14 protein-coding genes and 1 pseudogene are annotated in these 16,337 nt (G+C 65.3%); 14 read left to right on the top strand and 1 reads right to left on the bottom strand.

All coding sequences use genetic code 11. The annotated features are described in order from the left end of the window. Positions 1–29 precede the first annotated feature (29 nt). Genes U1E26_12570 through trpA form a run of 4 tightly spaced genes read left to right on the top strand, consistent with a single transcriptional unit; the run spans position 30 to position 4,064 of the window. A complete protein-coding gene (locus tag U1E26_12570; GenBank protein ID MDZ4170465.1) occupies positions 30–1,394 on the top strand; it encodes a TrpB-like pyridoxal phosphate-dependent enzyme in 1,365 nt (454 codons plus the stop codon). Positions 1,395–1,400: 6 nt separating this feature from the next. Beyond that, a complete protein-coding gene (locus U1E26_12565; protein MDZ4170464.1) occupies positions 1,401–2,039 on the top strand; it encodes a phosphoribosylanthranilate isomerase in 639 nt (212 codons plus the stop codon). Further along, positions 2,036–3,268, top strand: a complete 1,233-nt coding sequence (gene trpB / locus U1E26_12560) for a tryptophan synthase subunit beta (protein ID MDZ4170463.1) — start codon at positions 2,036–2,038, stop codon at positions 3,266–3,268. Before U1E26_12565 ends, trpB begins: the two co-directional genes overlap by 4 nt. After that, on the top strand, positions 3,261–4,064 hold the full coding sequence (trpA, locus tag U1E26_12555) for a tryptophan synthase subunit alpha (GenBank protein ID MDZ4170462.1): 804 nt from the start codon (positions 3,261–3,263) through the stop codon (positions 4,062–4,064). Before trpB ends, trpA begins: the two co-directional genes overlap by 8 nt. Positions 4,065–4,093: 29 nt before the next feature. Here trpA and U1E26_12550 read toward each other — a convergent pair whose 3' ends face one another. Next, entirely contained in the window at positions 4,094–4,678 is a 585-nt protein-coding gene (locus U1E26_12550) for a hypothetical protein (GenBank protein ID MDZ4170461.1), read from the bottom strand. A 251-nt stretch (positions 4,679–4,929) separates the two neighbouring features. On the opposite strand from U1E26_12550, the gene U1E26_12545 reads away from it, so the two are divergent. The 10 genes and pseudogenes from U1E26_12545 (at position 4,930) to U1E26_12500 (ending at position 16,309) form a co-directional block, all read left to right on the top strand. Then, on the top strand, positions 4,930–6,555 hold the full coding sequence (locus tag U1E26_12545; protein ID MDZ4170460.1) for an NAD+ synthase: 1,626 nt from the start codon (positions 4,930–4,932) through the stop codon (positions 6,553–6,555). 603 nt (positions 6,556–7,158) lie between these two features. After that, on the top strand, positions 7,159–8,115 hold the full coding sequence (locus U1E26_12540; GenBank protein ID MDZ4170459.1) for an aldolase: 957 nt from the start codon (positions 7,159–7,161) through the stop codon (positions 8,113–8,115). A 128-nt stretch (positions 8,116–8,243) separates the two neighbouring features. Continuing rightward, on the top strand, positions 8,244–9,131 hold the full coding sequence (accD, locus tag U1E26_12535) for an acetyl-CoA carboxylase, carboxyltransferase subunit beta (GenBank protein MDZ4170458.1): 888 nt from the start codon (positions 8,244–8,246) through the stop codon (positions 9,129–9,131). After that, positions 9,131–10,090, top strand: a complete 960-nt coding sequence (locus U1E26_12530) for an acetyl-CoA carboxylase carboxyltransferase subunit alpha (protein ID MDZ4170457.1) — start codon at positions 9,131–9,133, stop codon at positions 10,088–10,090. Before accD ends, U1E26_12530 begins: the two co-directional genes overlap by 1 nt. Positions 10,091–10,119: 29 nt before the next feature. Next, a complete protein-coding gene (locus U1E26_12525; GenBank protein ID MDZ4170456.1) occupies positions 10,120–11,361 on the top strand; it encodes a 6-phosphofructokinase in 1,242 nt (413 codons plus the stop codon). Further along, a complete protein-coding gene (locus tag U1E26_12520; protein ID MDZ4170455.1) occupies positions 11,352–11,924 on the top strand; it encodes a class II aldolase/adducin family protein in 573 nt (190 codons plus the stop codon). The genes U1E26_12525 and U1E26_12520 overlap by 10 nt, the downstream gene beginning before the upstream one ends. Positions 11,925–12,085: 161 nt before the next feature. Then, a complete protein-coding gene (locus tag U1E26_12515) occupies positions 12,086–13,186 on the top strand; it encodes a type ISP restriction/modification enzyme (GenBank protein MDZ4170454.1) in 1,101 nt (366 codons plus the stop codon). Positions 13,187–13,288: 102 nt separating this feature from the next. Further along, positions 13,289–14,314, top strand: a complete 1,026-nt coding sequence (locus U1E26_12510; protein MDZ4170453.1) for a PDDEXK nuclease domain-containing protein — start codon at positions 13,289–13,291, stop codon at positions 14,312–14,314. A gap of 93 nt (positions 14,315–14,407) precedes the next feature. Further along, positions 14,408–15,259: pseudogene (lsrF, locus tag U1E26_12505) on the top strand (3-hydroxy-5-phosphonooxypentane-2,4-dione thiolase). Positions 15,260–15,268: 9 nt separating this feature from the next. Beyond that, complete coding sequence (locus U1E26_12500; GenBank protein ID MDZ4170452.1) at positions 15,269–16,309, top strand: alcohol dehydrogenase catalytic domain-containing protein; 1,041 nt, start codon at positions 15,269–15,271, stop codon at positions 16,307–16,309. Positions 16,310–16,337 lie beyond the last annotated feature (28 nt).

Genomic DNA, 16,337 nt, shown 5'->3' with positions numbered 1-16,337 from the left:
CAGGTAAGCAAGGGGAAGGGAGCACCACCATGTCAGACAAGACGCGATTCGGGCTCGACGAGACCAGGATTCCCGAGGCCTGGTACAACATCATTCCGGACCTGAAGAACCCGCCTGCACCTCCGAAAGTGGTCACGCCCGACGGCACGGAGCTGGCTCCGGAGCAGATCGGCGAGGTCATGATGAAGCTCTTTCCGATGGAGTGCCTCAAGCAGGAGTCCTCGCCGGAGCGCTACATCGACATCCCGGGTGCGGTCATCGACGTGTACAAGACCTACCGGCCCTCGCCGATGCTGCGCGCCAAGCAGCTTGAGCGCGACCTCGGTCTGCCGGCGGGCGTCAAGATCTTCTACAAGTACGAGGGCGTGAGTCCCGCCGGCTCGCACAAGCCCAACACCGCCATCCCGCAGGCGTACTACAACAAGCAGGAGGGCATCACCAAGATCTCGACCGAGACCGGTGCGGGTCAGTGGGGCAGCGCCATGTCGATCGCCGGCGCGCTCTACGGCATCGACGTCGAGGTCTTCATGGTCGGCGTCAGTTACGACCAGAAGCCCTACCGTCGCATCCTGATGGAGACCTACGGCGGCACCGTTCACAAGTCCCCGAGCAACCTCACCGAGGCCGGGCGCCACGTGCTGGCCATGGACCCCGATTCCACGGGCTCGCTCGGCATCGCCATCTCCGAGGCCGTCGAGGTCGCCATGAAGAACGACGACACCCACTACTCGCTCGGCAGCGTGCTCAACCACGTGTGCCTGCACCAGACCATCATCGGTCTTGAGTCCATCGAGCAGATGGCACTTGCCGAGGAGGAGCCCGACGTCGTCATCGCCTGCGTCGGCGGCGGCTCCAACTTCGCCGGGATCGCCTTCCCGTATTACCACCGCAAGCTTGAGGGCAAGAGCAACGCGCGTCTGCTTGCCGTCGAGCCCAAGGCGTGCCCGACGCTCACCGCCGGCGAGTACCGCTACGACCTCGGTGACGAGGCGGGCATGACGCCGCAGATGCTGATGTACACCCTTGGTCACGACTTCGTGCCCGCCGGTATCCACGCCGGCGGTCTGCGCTACCACGGGGACTCGCCGCTGGTCTCGCAGCTCGTCTTCGAGGGCGAAGCCGAGGCGGTTGCCGTCGACCAGACCGCGTGCTTCGCTGCCGCGGTGCAGTTTGCCCGCGCAGAGGGAGTCTTGCCCGCGCCGGAGTCCAGCCACGCCATCCTCGCCGCCATCAACGAGGCGAAAGCGGCTCAGGCGGCTGGCGAAGACAAGGTGATTCTGTTCAACCTCTCGGGTCACGGCCACTTCGACCTGGCGGCTTACGCCGCGTACAACTCAGGTGAGCTGCAGGACTTCGACTTCGCCTCCGGCGCCACGCTCGGCGATGATCTGTAGTCTTCGGTGAGAAGAACGCGCATCAAGATATGCGGCCTGACGCGGGCCGAGGATGTCAGGGCCGCCGTGCAGGCGGGCGCTGACGCGTGCGGATTCATCTTCGCACCCTCGCCCCGTCAGGTGAGCATCGAGCAGGCGAAGCAGCTTGCGGCGTTCGTGCCGCCCCCGGTCGCGCGTGTCGGGGTCTTCGTTGACGCCGACAGCGCATTCATCCGGCGTGCCATCGACGAGGTCGGTCTGACGTCCGTGCAGTTCAGCGGCTCGGAGGCCCCGGAGGACTGCGATGCGGTCGGCGTCCCCGTCATCAAGGTCGTCGCTGTTGGCACGGATTTCGGTTTTGAGAAGGCAGAGCCCTTCCGGGGTCATGCCGCCGCCCTGCTTCTGGACACGTACGACCCGCAACGAGCAGGCGGAACCTCACGAGCGTTTGACTGGCACACAGTCGGCGATCGCCCCGGATGGGCTCCTATGTTTGTCGCGGGGGGACTTCACTGCGGAAACGTCGGGGAGGCGGTAGCTTGTCTGCGCCCGTTCGCCGTCGACGTGTCGTCGGGTGTCGAGTCGGCACCGGGCATCAAGGACCACGATAGAATCGCCGAGTTCTGCGCTGCGGTACGTGCAGCCGACGGGGAGGACCCCTCATGAGCAGACTGTTTCCACGCGCGGACGAGGTCTACGCCGGTCCTGACGAGGCAGGGTTCTTCGGACCGTATGGTGGGCGCTTCGTTCCGGAGACCATCATGCCGGCACTGCTCGAGTTGACTGCGGCCTTCGAAGAGGCCTCGAGTGATCCGGTCTTTCAGCAGGACTTCGACGACCTGATGGTCAACTACGTGGGGCGCTCCACTCCCCTGTATGCGGCGCACAGGCTCGCTGAAGCGGTGGGCCTGGGAACGGTGTTTCTGAAGCGCGAAGACCTGTGCCACACGGGGGCGCACAAGATCAACAACTGCATCGGACAGTGCCTACTCGCCAAGCGAATGGGCAAGAAGCGCGTCATCGCCGAGACGGGTGCCGGTCAACACGGCGTCGCGACGGCGACGGCTGCGGCGCTGATGGGTCTCGAATGCGCCGTGTACATGGGCGTCGAGGACATTCGCCGTCAATCGCTCAACGTCTACAAGATGAAGCTGCTTGGCGCCGAGGTGGTGCCCGTGAACGAGGGCGGCGGGACGCTTGCCGACGCGGTCACCGCCGCCCTCAGGCACTGGGTCGAGCGCGTGGAGGATACGTTCTACGTGCTCGGCTCAGCCGTGGGACCGCATCCGTACCCACTCATGGTGCGCGATTTCCAAAGCGTCATCGGGCTCGAGATCATCGACCAGGCGCTTGCGCGGGGCATCTCCAAGCTTGACGCGGTCGTGGCCTGCGTCGGCGGCGGCAGCAATGCCATCGGCACGTTCTATCCCTTCGTGCTGGCGCCCGACCTGTTCGGAGGCCCGGCGCTGTTCGGGGCCGAGGCGGCGGGACTGGGTGTGGACTCGGGCAAGACAGGCGCCAGCATGGCCAAGGGCGCGCCCGGCGTGATGCACGGCTTCTACAGCTACCTGCTTCAGGACGATACGGGCAACCCGCTCGAGGCATACTCGATCTCGGCCGGTCTGGACTACCCGGGTGTCGGCCCCGAGCATGCGCACTTCCGCGATGCCGGACTCGTGCGCTACGAGCCGGTCACCGATGAGCAGGCACTGCGCGCTTTCGAGCAGCTGTGCCGCACGGAAGGCATCATCCCGGCCATCGAAAGCAGCCATGCGCTCGCACTGCTCCCGCTACTGGCCGAGGAGTTCGGTCCGGCAGCTACGGTGGTGCTGACGCTGTCCGGGCGCGGCGACAAAGACATCGATATCGTGAGAGAGGCGGGTCTTGGTGAGTGATGCGCCGGTATACGGGGAGCGTCTGGGTCGTGCCTTCGCCAAGGGGCACCCGGCCCTCGTGACCTACCTCATGGCGGGCTATCCCGACCACGCCGGATCCCTCGAGGCGATGCGGGCTGTGACACGTGCCGGCGCCGATCTCATCGAGGTAGGTGTGCCGTACTCGGACCAGCTCGCCGACGGACCGGTCATCGTCGACGCGTCGGCGCGCGCACGCCAGGCAGCGGCCGGCCGGTATGGGCTCGTCGAGTCACTGGCGCTGGTCAAGGAGTTCCTCGCCGATGCAGGCCCAGGCGCCCCGGCGATCGCTCTCATGTGCTACCTGAACCCCATCATGCAAGCCGGCTACGCGCGGGCAGCGACGATGATCGCCGATGCCGGCGTGGGCGGCGTCATCGTTCCGGATCTGCCGCCCGACATGGCAGGCGAGTGGCTCGAAGCATCGCGTGACCGGCTCGACACGGTGTTTCTCGCTGCACCCACCTCCACGCCGGAGCGGTTGAAGGCAGTCGCCGCAGCCGCCAGCGGCTTCGTCTACTGCGTGTCGACCACGGGCATCACGGGCGAGCGTGCGAAGCTGCCTGTACACCTCGCCGACACGGTCGCGCGGGTGAAGGCGCACACGACGCTGCCCGTCGCAGTCGGGTTTGGCGTGTCGACCTCCGAGCAGGCCTCTGCCGTTGCCCAAGTAGCCGACGGTGTGGTCGTCGGATCAGCGCTGGTCAGACGTCAGGACGACCCGGTCGCTCTTGAGGCGCTGGCCCGTCAGATGGCAGAGGCCGTCCATTCGGCCTAGGTTCCCTATCGATTCCTCGAGCGCGTTGGTCAGCGGGCTAGCGAAGCCGATGCAGCGCTCACGACACCGCTGCTCTCGCTGGACGGAACCGCCGCTACCGGCGCGGGAGTCGGCTTGGCGGCCACCCTGCGAACCGGGGTGCGCACGCCCTTGTAGCGCAGTGCCTTGCCGCGCGATGGAATCGTGCGAACGCGCCGCTTAGCATGGCTGCCCCAGGTGGTCTGCTCGAGGGCGTAGTACTGACGCTTCTGCTTGTTCTTCCAGCCACCGAAGATCGAGACGTGGCCGGGCTTCCACACTGCGTCGCCGGGCTTGAGCTTCGAGACCGGAATCCGCCTCGCCACGGAGGATATGTTCCTCGACGTGTAGGAGCGCTTGAGTCCCCATGCCATCGACACGAAGCCGGAGCAGTCTTGGCGATAGCCGCGGTAGTAGCGGTGCTGACTGTAGGGAATCTGCTTGACGATCCAGGTCTTCGAGCGAGCCAGGATCGTGGAGCGGGTGATCGCCTGCGCGGAGGCAGGGCCAGAAAGAAGCGCCGTCGCGAGTACCGCGGCGGCGATGACCGCGCTTGCCAGCGCGCGGACGGTGAGACGAGCGGTCGTTACCTTCACACAGTGCCTTTCGCCGACAACAATGCCATGAAGGGCCGTCTCCGGGGCTCTCGTTGCCCGGTCGGTGCCTTCGCGGCGCGCCACTTCGCACGGTCTGCCAACACGATCTGGTACTCGTGTGCGAGCAGCGCCGAAGGGGGAGGGAAGCGAGCGTAGTGCCAAGTCCGACAAACCTGCAGCTCAGAAGGGGTACGGGTCGGCCGTCGTGCTGCTCGGGTAGACTCTGGGAGCGAGAGGAACCGTCCGCGGCGATGCTGGAGGATCTCGGGATGCGCGTGGCGCTGGCACAGATCAACGTGACCGTCGGTGACATCTCCGGCAACGCGGAGCGCGCGATACGCGCCGTTGCTTCGGCGCAAAGCGAGGGCGCGGGAGTGACGCTGCTGCCCGAACTCACCATCACCGGCTACCCGCCTGAGGATCTGCTGTTCAAGGACCATTTCGTCGAGGAGAACCTCATCGCGCTCGAGCAAGTGGCGGCGGTGTGCGGTCACTACGCCCTCGTGGGCTTCGTGGACCGGGTGGACGATGAGCTCATGAACGCAGTCGCGCTGTGCGGCAACCACCGCGTGCTGCACATCTACCACAAGCGCCGCCTGCCCAACTACGGCGTCTTCGATGAGCGCCGATACTTTGCACCGGGACCTGGGCTCATGCTTACCGAGATGGGCGGTTCGCTGTTTGCGACCACCATCTGCGAGGACATCTGGGTTCCTGAGATAGCCGCTGAGGCCGCAGCTGCGGGCGCTGCGGTGCTGCTCAACGTCTCCGCATCTCCCTTCCACGCCGGAAAGGGCGCGGAGCGCGAGGAGATGCTTCGGGCGCGGGCCAGGGACAACGGAGTCTGGCTTGCGTACGTGAACCTGGTGGGTGGTCAAGACGAACTCGTCTTCGACGGTCGCAGTCTTATAGTGTCGCCCCAGGGTGAAGTGGTGGCGCGTGGAGCGGCGTTCGCGCAAGACCTCGTGATCGCTGATTTCACGCCGGGCGCGAAGCTTGGCGCCTCAGCTGACGTGGCTCGGGTCGTCGAGGGCCCCGAAGAGGTGTACGCCGCGCTGACCACCGGCCTGCACGACTACGTCGTCAAGAACGGCTTCACCGACGTCGTGATCGGACTGTCGGGGGGCATCGACTCGGCTCTCACCGCAGCGATCGCTTCCGATGCGCTCGGTGCCGAGCACGTGCACGGGGTGACCATGCCGGGGCGCTATTCCTCGCCGGGGAGCATCTCTGATTCGCGGATGCTCGCCGAAGCTCTGGGCATCGATTTTCGCGACCTGTCGATCGAGCCCGCGTTCGACGCGCTGCTGGGCACCCTCGCGCCGGAGTTCGCGGATCTCCCGACTGACGTGACCGAGGAGAACCTCCAAGCACGCGTGCGGGGCACGCTTCTGATGGCGCTGTCGAACAAGTTCGGCTGGCTCACGCTTGCCACCGGCAACAAGAGCGAGCTGTCCGTCGGCTACTCGACGCTGTACGGAGACATGGTCGGCGGTTTCGCTCCACTCAAAGACGTGTTCAAGACCCGGGTCTACGAGCTCGCCCGCTGGCGCAATTCACAAGGCGAGCATCCGGTCATACCCGAGGCCACTCTCACCAAGGCCCCCAGTGCAGAACTGCGACCCGATCAGACCGATCAGGACTCGCTGCCGGACTACGCGGTGCTTGACGGCATACTCGAACACTACGTGGAGTCCGACCAGAGCGCGGAGCAGATCGTGGCAGCCGGGTTCGATCCGGCGACCACCACCCGGGTGATCCGCATGACCGATCGAGCGGAGTACAAGCGCCGCCAGGGTCCGCTGGGCGTCAAGATCACCCCTAAGGCGTTCGGTCGAGACCGCCGCATGCCGGTCACCAACAGCTACCAAGGGTGAGAACCGTACATCGCGGAATGGTCAAGCGGCCGACAGAGACGCAGCCGAGCTGAACCGACGCGCGTAGCGTGCGAGCAACAATTCTGTCCCTTAGTGACATTCGTCACTCAGTTCCGAATGCTTAAGTCCGATTAAGGGAATAGTTGATTCATCGTTTCGCGACTCGATCGGGAGGAGGGCGCGCGTTGTCGGCATGCGAACACCGCCAGGAATGCCATTTCTTTCTGGGGATGAGCGCTCACCCCAGTCCCGACTGCGCGTGCACCCAGGCTCGTTTCTGCTACGGCGCTCCTGAGGACTGTGCACGGCTGATCGTCGCCCGACGGCTGGGGTCGCATGCGGTGCCTGCCACCCTGCGCCCCGGCGACGGGCGCGCTGCGATGCGTCTGGTGGTAGCGGAAGGCTGAGTGCACGTTCGTGTCGTGGACCGTGCTCGAGCACCGCGCTCACCCGTGCGCCATGGGCCCGCGGCAATCCCTTGTGGTTCGTGGTAGCACGAGCGCACCCGATGTCATACCCTAGACCGCACGAAGGTTACCTAGCGCCGCACGAGGGGTTGGGGCACGTTGCGGCGCGCCGACACTTGAGGGAGGGTCATTCACGATGCCGAGCATCACCCGCGACCAGGTTCGGGTACCGGCGGACGTCCCCGCCGACGCGCGCGAGACCTACATCGACAACTACCTGAAGGCGACCAGGGGCACGGGGCGCCTCATGCTGTTCGCCTGTGACCAGAAGATCGAGCACCTTAACGACGACTTCTATGGCGCCGGCATCGACGCGGCGGACAACGAGCCCGAGCACCTGTTCCGCATCGGCAGCCAGGGCGTGTGCGGTATCCTCGCCGGTCAGCGCGGTCTGATTGCCGCCTACGCCGCCGACTATCCGGACATCAACTACCTGGTCAAGATCAACAGCAAGTCGCACCTGGTGAAGACGAGCCAGGATCCGGCCAAGCATCAGGACGACCCGTACTCGCCGCAGCTCTACGGCATCGAGACCGTGATCGACCTCGTCAACAATGGTGTCAACGTTGTGGGCGTGGGCTACACGATCTACCTGGGCTCCGATTACGAGGCCAACATGATGTCTGAGGCCGGTCAGCTGATCGCCGATGCGCATCAGCTTGGACTCGTCGTGGTGCTGTGGATGTATCCGCGCGGCATGGCCGTCGCCAACGAGAAGGACCCGCACCTGATCGCGGGCGCGGCGGGCACGGCACTGTGTCTGGGCGCCGATTTCGTGAAGGTCAACCCGCCCAAGGGCGACGATGCCGGCTCTTCGGCCGACAAGCTGAAGGAGTCCTCGCTTGCGAGCGGCCGCTGCGGGCTGGTCTGCGCCGGCGGTTCCACCGTCGAGGCCGACGTGTTCTTGCAGCAGCTGTGGGACCAGATCCACGTGGGTGGCGCGAAGGGCAACGCGACCGGGCGCAATATCCACCAGCGCTCGCTCGATGAGGCCGTCCGTCTGACGAAGGCGATCAGCGCCATCACGCTTGGTGACTGGGGCGTGGACGACGCTGTGGCTGTCTTCAAGGGCGAGAAGGATTTCTCGCTCTAGGGACCGGCAACTGAACCAACACGACCGCGGCACCGTCAGGCGATGCAGAATCGTCGGACGGTGCCGCGAGTCGCTTCAATGCGGGTACAAGCACAGGCACAAAGGTTACCGATCAGACAGGCCCGGAAATGCCCATCGCAGACTGGTTCTCTGCGCGCGACAGCAGACGATATACGCAGGCCGGTGGCGAGCAGCCTCCGGTTGCCTCTGACGTGCCCGACGGCGTCTGGGCCAAGTGCGAAGGATGCAAGCGCACGCTCTACGAGGGCGAGCTCGTCGAGAGCATGCGGGTGTGTCGACACTGCGGCCATCACTTCGCGCTGACCGCGGAGCAGCGCATCGAGCTGCTCACCGACGCGGGCTCGTTCTCAGAGACCGAGACCGGGCTGCTCCCCGCAGACCCCCTCGAGTTCGTCGCGGCCAAGCCCTACAGCCGTTCGATCGAGGCGGCCCGCGAGAAGTCGGGACTCGACGAGGCGGTCGTGACGGGTGACGCGACCATCGGGGGCACGCCCATCATTCTTGCGGTGATGGACTTTCGCTACATCGGTGCATCCATGGGCTCGGTGGTCGGCGAGAAGATTACGCGCGCATTCGAGTCCGCTACCGCGAAGCGACGGCCTATCGTCATCGTCACCGCATCGGGCGGAGCCCGCATGCAAGAGGGCATGTACTCCCTCATGCAGATGGCCAAGACCAGTGCGGCCGCAAAGCGTCACACGGATGCCGGGCTGGCCTACGTCTCGGTTCTCACCAACCCCACGTACGGAGGGGTGACCGCGAGCTTCGCGGTGCTCGCAGACGTACTCATCGCTGAGCCCGGGGCCATGATCGGCTTTGCCGGGCCCCGGCTCGTCGAGGACACGATCCGGCAGAAGCTGCCCAAGGGCTTCCAGACCGCTGAGTTCATGCTCAAGCACGGCATGGTCGACGCGGTCGTTGAGCGAGCGGCACTTGCTGAGCGAGTTTCCCTACTGATCGGCTACCTGACCGCCCGTGAAGGGCAGGTGGGCTGATGGCTCGCCGCTATGTCATGGATTTCGAGCGGCCGCTGTTCGATCTCGGGCACAAGCTCGATGAACTGAGGAAACTCGACCTGTCGGCGAATCCCGAGCTTCTGCTCGAGGTATCGGCGCTGTCGGAGGAGTTCGAACGGCTCAAGGTCGACACCTACCTCCATCTGGACCCGTGGGCTCGCGTGCAGATATCCCGGCATCCGGACCGCCCCAAGACCGAGAACTATCTCGCGGCGCTGTTCACCGACGTGATCGAAGTACACGGCGATCGTGCCTACGGTGACGACGAGGCGATCTTCGCCGGCCTGGGGACGCTCGGCCATCGCAAGGTGGTCGTACTCGGCCATCGAAAGGGCACCGATACCAAGAGCAACGTGAGGCGCAACTTCGGCTCGCCGCACCCCGAGGGGTACCGCAAGGCGATGCGCGCGATGCGCCTGGCCGACAAGTTCGGGCTGCCGATCGTGACGTTCCTCGACACCGCCGGTGCCTACCCGGGAATCGAAGCCGAGGAGCGCGGACAGGCACTGGCTATCGCGGAGTCGTTGGCGCTGTTGTCCGGAGTCCGCGCACCGGTCGTGGTGGTCGGTATCGGCGAAGGCGGGAGTGGCGGGGCGCTGGCGATCGGATTCGGTGACCGCATCATCATGTTGGAGAACGCCTACTACTCCGTCATCAGCCCTGAGATGTGCAGCAACATCCTGTACAAGGACCCCGCACAGGCCAGGACCGCGGCCGCGTGCCTGAAGCTGACGGCCGCCGATCTCGTCGCGGCGGGAATCGCCGACGAAGTCGTGGCCGAACCGCTGGGCGGCGCGCATCGTGACAGTGATGCCGTCTTGGCGGCCGTGGGCGAAGCGGTCGCGCGCGCGCTTGATGAGCTCATGCCGATCGGCACTGACGACCTGGTCGAGCGCCGATATGCTCGGCTGCGCGCCATCGGGGAATACCGCTCCTAGACGTATCGGTATCGAAGGACGGGGACAACGTGTCTGAGGCCAAGCCTATTCGCCGTGTTGGGATGCTGTTCTCGGGCGGCCCGGCGCCTGCAGCGAACGCCGTGATCTCGGCGGCGGCGATGTCGTTTCTCAACGCCGGGATTCAGGTGATCGGGTTCCTCGACGGTTATGAGGGACTTGAGAAGTACTGTGAAGAGTGCCCGTTGATCGAGGGTCGGGACTACCTGTGCCTGACACGTGACCTCGTGTCCGGTATTCGGACGCGCAAGGACATCATCCTTCGGACCTCGCGAGCCAACCCCGGTAAGGCGATCACCGAGATTCGCGACCTCGCCGATCCCGCGAAGAACGGTCAGTTGATGGCGGTCTACGCCAGTTTCGAGAAGCATGGCGTCGACGCGCTCGTGTCGATAGGTGGCGACGACACGCTCAAGACGGCGAACTACCTGCTCAAGATGCAGGAGCTCATGCCTGAGCTTCCGCGCACACGGATAGTCCACCTCCCCAAGACCATCGACAACGACTACTACGGAATCGACTGGACGTTCGGTTTCACCTCGGCGGCCCACTTCGCCGCCCAATCCATCCGAAACATCGGTGCGGATGCTCGGTCCACCAAGGCGTGGTACGTCCTGGAGATCATGGGACGCAAAGCGGGCTGGCTCACCTACGCCGCGGGCATAGCCGGCGAGGCCACACGCCTACTCTCCGTCGAGGACGTGGAAGGCGAGTTCGATGCGCAGTCGGAGGCACGCGAACTCGTCGATCTGATCGAGGCCCGTGCCGCTGATGGCCGCGAGTACGGTGTCATCTGCGTAGCAGAGGGGCTGGCTGATCTCCTTCCCGATGGGCAGCGCCCCCAGGTGGTAGACGAGCACGGCAACTCGATGCTGGGTGCGGCACGCATCGGGGAGCTGCTCGCCGCCAACATCGAGGCGGAGTGGACCCGGCGTAGCGGCAAGCACCGCAAGGTACGGGCCAAGCAGATAGGCTACGAGACGCGCTGTGCCGAGCCCGGCGCCTTCGATGTGCTGCTCGGGTCTCAGCTAGGCGTGGGTGCGTACCGGGCGTTGGTCGAGGAGCAGCTCACGGGTGTCATGGTGAGCGTGCGCGACCAGCTCGATCTCACGTACGTGCCGTTCGGCGACCTTATCGATCCCGCCACCTTCAAGACGCGCATTCGGTTCATTCGGCGCGACAGCGACTTCTACCGCCTCGCGCGCGCCCTGGAGTACCAGCAGGTTGAGCACGAAGAGCCAAAGTGCGAGTAGAGATGTTCGAGCTCTTCCGTGACGTCGGCCGCGACCTGTTCGTGGCGGGCGCCGTGACGGCGCGACACGGGAACCTCTCGATGCGGTTCGGAGACCGCATCATCATCACCCGCAGTGGCTCGATGCTGTCCAGACTTGAGCCGGACGATGTCATGGAGACAAGCATGCAGCCGAGCGTCAGTGATGCGGGCTGCAGCCGCGAGCTCGTCGTCCATCGAGCGGTCTACCAGGCGACGGGCGCCCAGGCCATCTGCCACGCGCACCCTCCGCACACGATGTTCCGCTCACTGGTGGATGACGTCATCCGACCCCTCGATTCGGAGGCCGGATGCGTCATCGGTGCCGAAGTGCCGGTGCTGGCGCCCGAGCAGGCGATCGGCTCGGCGGAAGCGGGACAGCTGCTTGCACAGGCGCTTCAGCACGTGCCGATCGCCGTGCTGCGCACGCACGGGCCGTTCGCCATCGGCGAGACTCTGTGGGATGCGTGGGGCCTCATCGGAGTGCTCGAGGAGTCGTGTCACATCCTCGACCTGCGTGATGGGTGCGGCCTCCCGCTGCGCTGAGGGCGGGCTGCTCGTCATCTCTGCCGTGCGCTTCCTTGTAGCGGTCACAGTGTCGCGGGCACGCACTCATCTCAATCGATCGCGAGCCGCTCGCGAAGCGCGTCGAGGCCTACTTTGACCCGGCTGTCAGCGACAGCGCGGTCGCGGAAATGTGCCCGTCAATGATGATGACGGGCAACCGTATAGTCGGCCCCGATGCACGAGCGAAGCTTCTTGGCGCATCGCGCTTCGAAGACAGCCGACTTGTGCGGTTCACCTTCAAGCCATTCGATGTGCGCTGGTGCTACCTGGACAACATCAGACCCCTCTTCAGCGAGCCCAGCCCGCAACTGATTGCCGAGCAAGGATGCGGAGCTCGCTTCTTCGTCACGCGTGACGCCGCAGACAAGCTGGATGAAGGGATTCCATTCGTCTGGGCGAGCGCAGTCTGTGACTACCACGCGCTTGATGGGGAGGCCCGTCACTTTCCGGTTTCGCTGAAGCGGCCTTCTGGCGGGCTCCTCGGCGAGAATCCCATACGCGTTCCGAACACTTCACGGCTGGCGCAAGGCTACTTGGGAAGCGTCGGCGCGGCGGATCACTCGTATCTCTGCGAGCACGCTCTGGCGATTGGGTACTCAACTGCCTACCTGTCCGAAAATCGTGATGGCATCAGGACGGACTGGCCGCGAATCCCGCTGCCTTCGACCTCGAGTGCATTCGACGCTTCGGCCGCCCTCGGCGCTCGAGTCGCCGAGCTGCTCGACCCGAGCCAGCCCTTCTCTGGCGGCATTCGGCTTGGCGCTCTGTCCGCCGCCGCTGGGGGCTCTCTCGACCCCGCCACCGACCTCGCTGTCACCGCGCGATGGGGCGTCGCCGGCAGGGGCGGCATCTGCATGCCCTCGACCGGCAAGCTTAACGAGCGCGAGTACACCGCCGACGAACTCTCGGCAATTGCGGGACACGCGACCGCCCTCGGGATGACGCGCGGCGAGTCGGTCGCCCTACTCGGCGAGACGTGTTTCGACGTCCACCTAAACGATTTGGCGTATTGGCGCTGCGTTCCTTCGGCCGTGTGGCGCTACACCATCGGTGGCTACCAGGTCATCAAGAAGTGGCTCAGCTATCGCGAGCATGCGCTGCTGGGGCGTGACCTCAAGGTCGACGAGGCCAGGTACGTCACGGAGATGGTGCGCCGCATCGCTGCGCTCGTGCTGATGGGACCGGAGCTCGACACGAACTACGAGCGCGTGAAGGCGGATACGTGGGAGTGGGGGAAGTGACCCGGCTAGGCGGAACGCGTCTCGCGTCTCTGTCAGACCTCACTGTTACGGTATAGCCACCCCTCGGAGTTCTCCCGCTCCTCCTAGCCCTGGAGGTGCGAGATGGATTCAACGAACGATGCAGTGGTCGCGCCCGACGAAGGGGCGCTGTTCGGCGATGTGGCCGGCCTGATCGACGGGGCACGCACACGCGCAGCGGCAGCGGTGAACGGCGAATTGGTGATGCTGTATTGGAGCGTTGGCAAGCGGATTCGCGAAGATGTGCTCGGCGGCCGACGGGCGGCGTACGGGCAGGACGTTGTGAAGCGACTGGCTCTTCGGCTCACAAAGCGCTACGGGCGCGGGTGGAGTTGGCAGAGCTTGTTCAGGATGATGAAGTTCGCTGAGGTCTACCCGACTACGGAGATATTCTCGACAGTGTCGAGAATATTGACGTGGAGCCAATTCTCCGAGCTCCTCACCTTGGCTGACAAGTGCCAACGCGAGTTCTACGCGACTTCAGCAGCCTGCGAGCACTGGAGCGTACGCACTTTGCGCGAGCGCATCGCAAGCAGGCTCTACGAGCGAACGCTGGCGGCGGTGGGCTCGGAGGATGCTCTTCAGGCGCAGATGGCGGCGCTCGACCAAGCCGGCGATGGTGCATCGGAGGCGGTCACGTCTAGCGCCATTCTCTTGCGCGATCCCTACGTCCTCGACTTCCTGGGCCTGCCGTCGGAGCACTCCGAGGCTGAGCTCGAAGACGCGATCCTCGACCAGATGCAGCGTTTCCTCTTGGAGCTGGGCGCGGGGTTCGCCTTTGTCGAGCGTCAGAAGCGTATGCCGGTCGACGGGCGCGACTACCGGCTTGATCTGCTCATGTACCACATCCACCTGCGCTGCTATGTGGCCATCGAGCTCAAGAACCGACCGCTCGAGCCCGCCGATTTCGGCCAGATGACGTTCTACCTGCGGTGGCTGGCGGCGTACGAGAACAGGGAGGGCGACGCAGCACCGCTGGGCATCGTGCTGTGCGCGCAGCGGGGTCCGGAACAAGTGCGGTTGATGGGCCTCGACGACGGCGAGGTGAGAGCGGCGAGCTACGTTGTCGAGCCGGTGCGGGCGAGTCTGGCGCGAGCGCTGGAGGCGTGAGGCGCCAGCGCTTGCGTCGACGAACCGGCACTGCATTCCGTCTGATAGCATTAGCCCGCATCCTGTGATCCACCACATCAGAAGGAGCCATCCGCCATGTCTTGGGGCCTTGAGAACCGCCTGTCACGCATCCTTCAGCCGGAGGATGGTCGTACCGTTATGCTCGCCGTCGATCACGGCTACTTCCTCGGTCCCACCACGGGTCTGGAGCGCTGCTGCGACACCATCGTTCCGCTCGCTCCCTACGCCGACACGCTGATGCTCACGCGCGGTGTGCTGCGCAACGACATCCCCAGCTCGGTGAACACGCCGATTGTGCTGCGTGTCTCGGGTGGCAACAGCGTGCTTGAAGACGACCTCTCTAACGAGACGATCGTCGTGGGCGTCGAGGAGTGCATCCGCCTTAACGCCGCGGGCATGGCGCTGCAGGTCTTCATCGGTGCGCCGCACCAGCATCAGACGATTGCGAATCTGGGCAGGCTCGTCGATGAGGGGGAGCGCTACGGCATCCCGGTCATCGGCGTGACGGCGGTGGGCAAAGACATGGTGCGCGACGCCCGCTACCTCGCACTTGCGAGCCGCATCATCGCCGAGACAGGCGGACACATCGTCAAGACCTACTACTGTGAGGACTTTGAGCGGGTCACGGGCACCTGCCCGGTGCCGATCGTGATGGCGGGCGGCAAGAAGCTGCCCGAGCGCGAGGCGATCGAGATGACCTTCAAGGCGATGGCTGCGGGCGCTGCGGGTGTCGACATGGGGCGCAACATCTTCCAGTCCGATAGTCCCATCGGGATGATCAAGGCGGTCAACGCGGTCGTGCACGGTGGCGCCTCGGTGGACGACGCCTACGCTGTCTATGAAGACGAGAAAGCGAAGTCGGGCATCACAGGCCCGGGGGTCGGATGCGCGACCGTTGCCGCTGACGATTCTCGCAAGGTCTAGGGGCCGGTCGTGGCCGAGACCATGCGGGCCGGGGTTTACCACAACAACACGGACGTTCGCGTTGAGGAGATGCCCATACCGGGTATCGGGCCTGGCGAAGTGCTCATGCGGGTGCGCGCTTCCGGCATCTGTGGCTCGGATGTGCTCGAGTGGTACCGCGTTCCGAAAGCGCCGCTCGTTCTCGGACACGAGGTCGCCGGCGACATCGTCGAAGTAGGCGAGGGCGTAGACAAGGTGCGTGTCGGCGACCGGGTCGCCGTCTCGCACCACGTCCCGTGCAACGCGTGCCCGATGTGCCTCGCCGGCTTCCATACCGCCTGCCACACGCTCCACACCACCAACTTTGATCCCGGCGGATTCGCCGAGTTCGTCCGGGTGCCGGGGTTGCAGACCGACCGGGGCGTGCTCGTTTTGCCCGAAACGGTGAGCTACGAGGACGGGACGTTCATCGAGCCTCTGGGCTGCGTCTCGCGCGCCCAGACGCGCGCCGGGGTGCGGCCGGGCTCGACGGTGCTTGTCATCGGGAGCGGTATATCGGGGCTGCTGCACATCAGGCTCGCTCGGGCGTTGGGCGCTGGCCGCGTCTTTGCCACCGACGTGAGCCCTTACCGGCTCGAGTGGGCCAAGCGCAGCGGCGCCAGTGAAGCCTTCGACGCAATCGAAGCCGGCGAGAAGCTGCCCGAACTGCTGCGGCAGGTGAACGGGGGCCGCCTCGCTGACCTCGTCATCCTGTGCACCGGCGCGCCCTCGGCCATCGACCAAGGCCTGGCGTGCCTAGAGAACGGAGCGACCTTCGTTGTCTTCGCCGTGCCCGCACCCGGCGAGCAGCATCCCATGCCGCTCAATGAGCTGTGGCGCCGAGAGGTCACCATCCGCACCGCGTACGGCGCGGCGCCCAATGACCTGCAGACCGCGCTCGATCTCATCGCTACCGGGCGCGTTCGCGTGGACGACCTCATCACCCACCGCCTGCCGCTGAGTCGCATCCAGGAGGGTTTTGGTCTCGTGGCCGATGCTGATGAGTCTGTGAAGGTCGTCATCGAGCTGTAGAGGGACCACGGCTCGAGACGATCACCTA

Source organism: Coriobacteriia bacterium (assembly GCA_034370385.1).
Taxonomy (GTDB): Bacteria; Actinomycetota; Coriobacteriia; order Anaerosomatales; family PHET01; genus JAXMKZ01.
The sequence above is the reverse complement of the archived record's forward strand: the minus strand, read 5'-3'. Positions and strand labels throughout refer to the sequence as shown.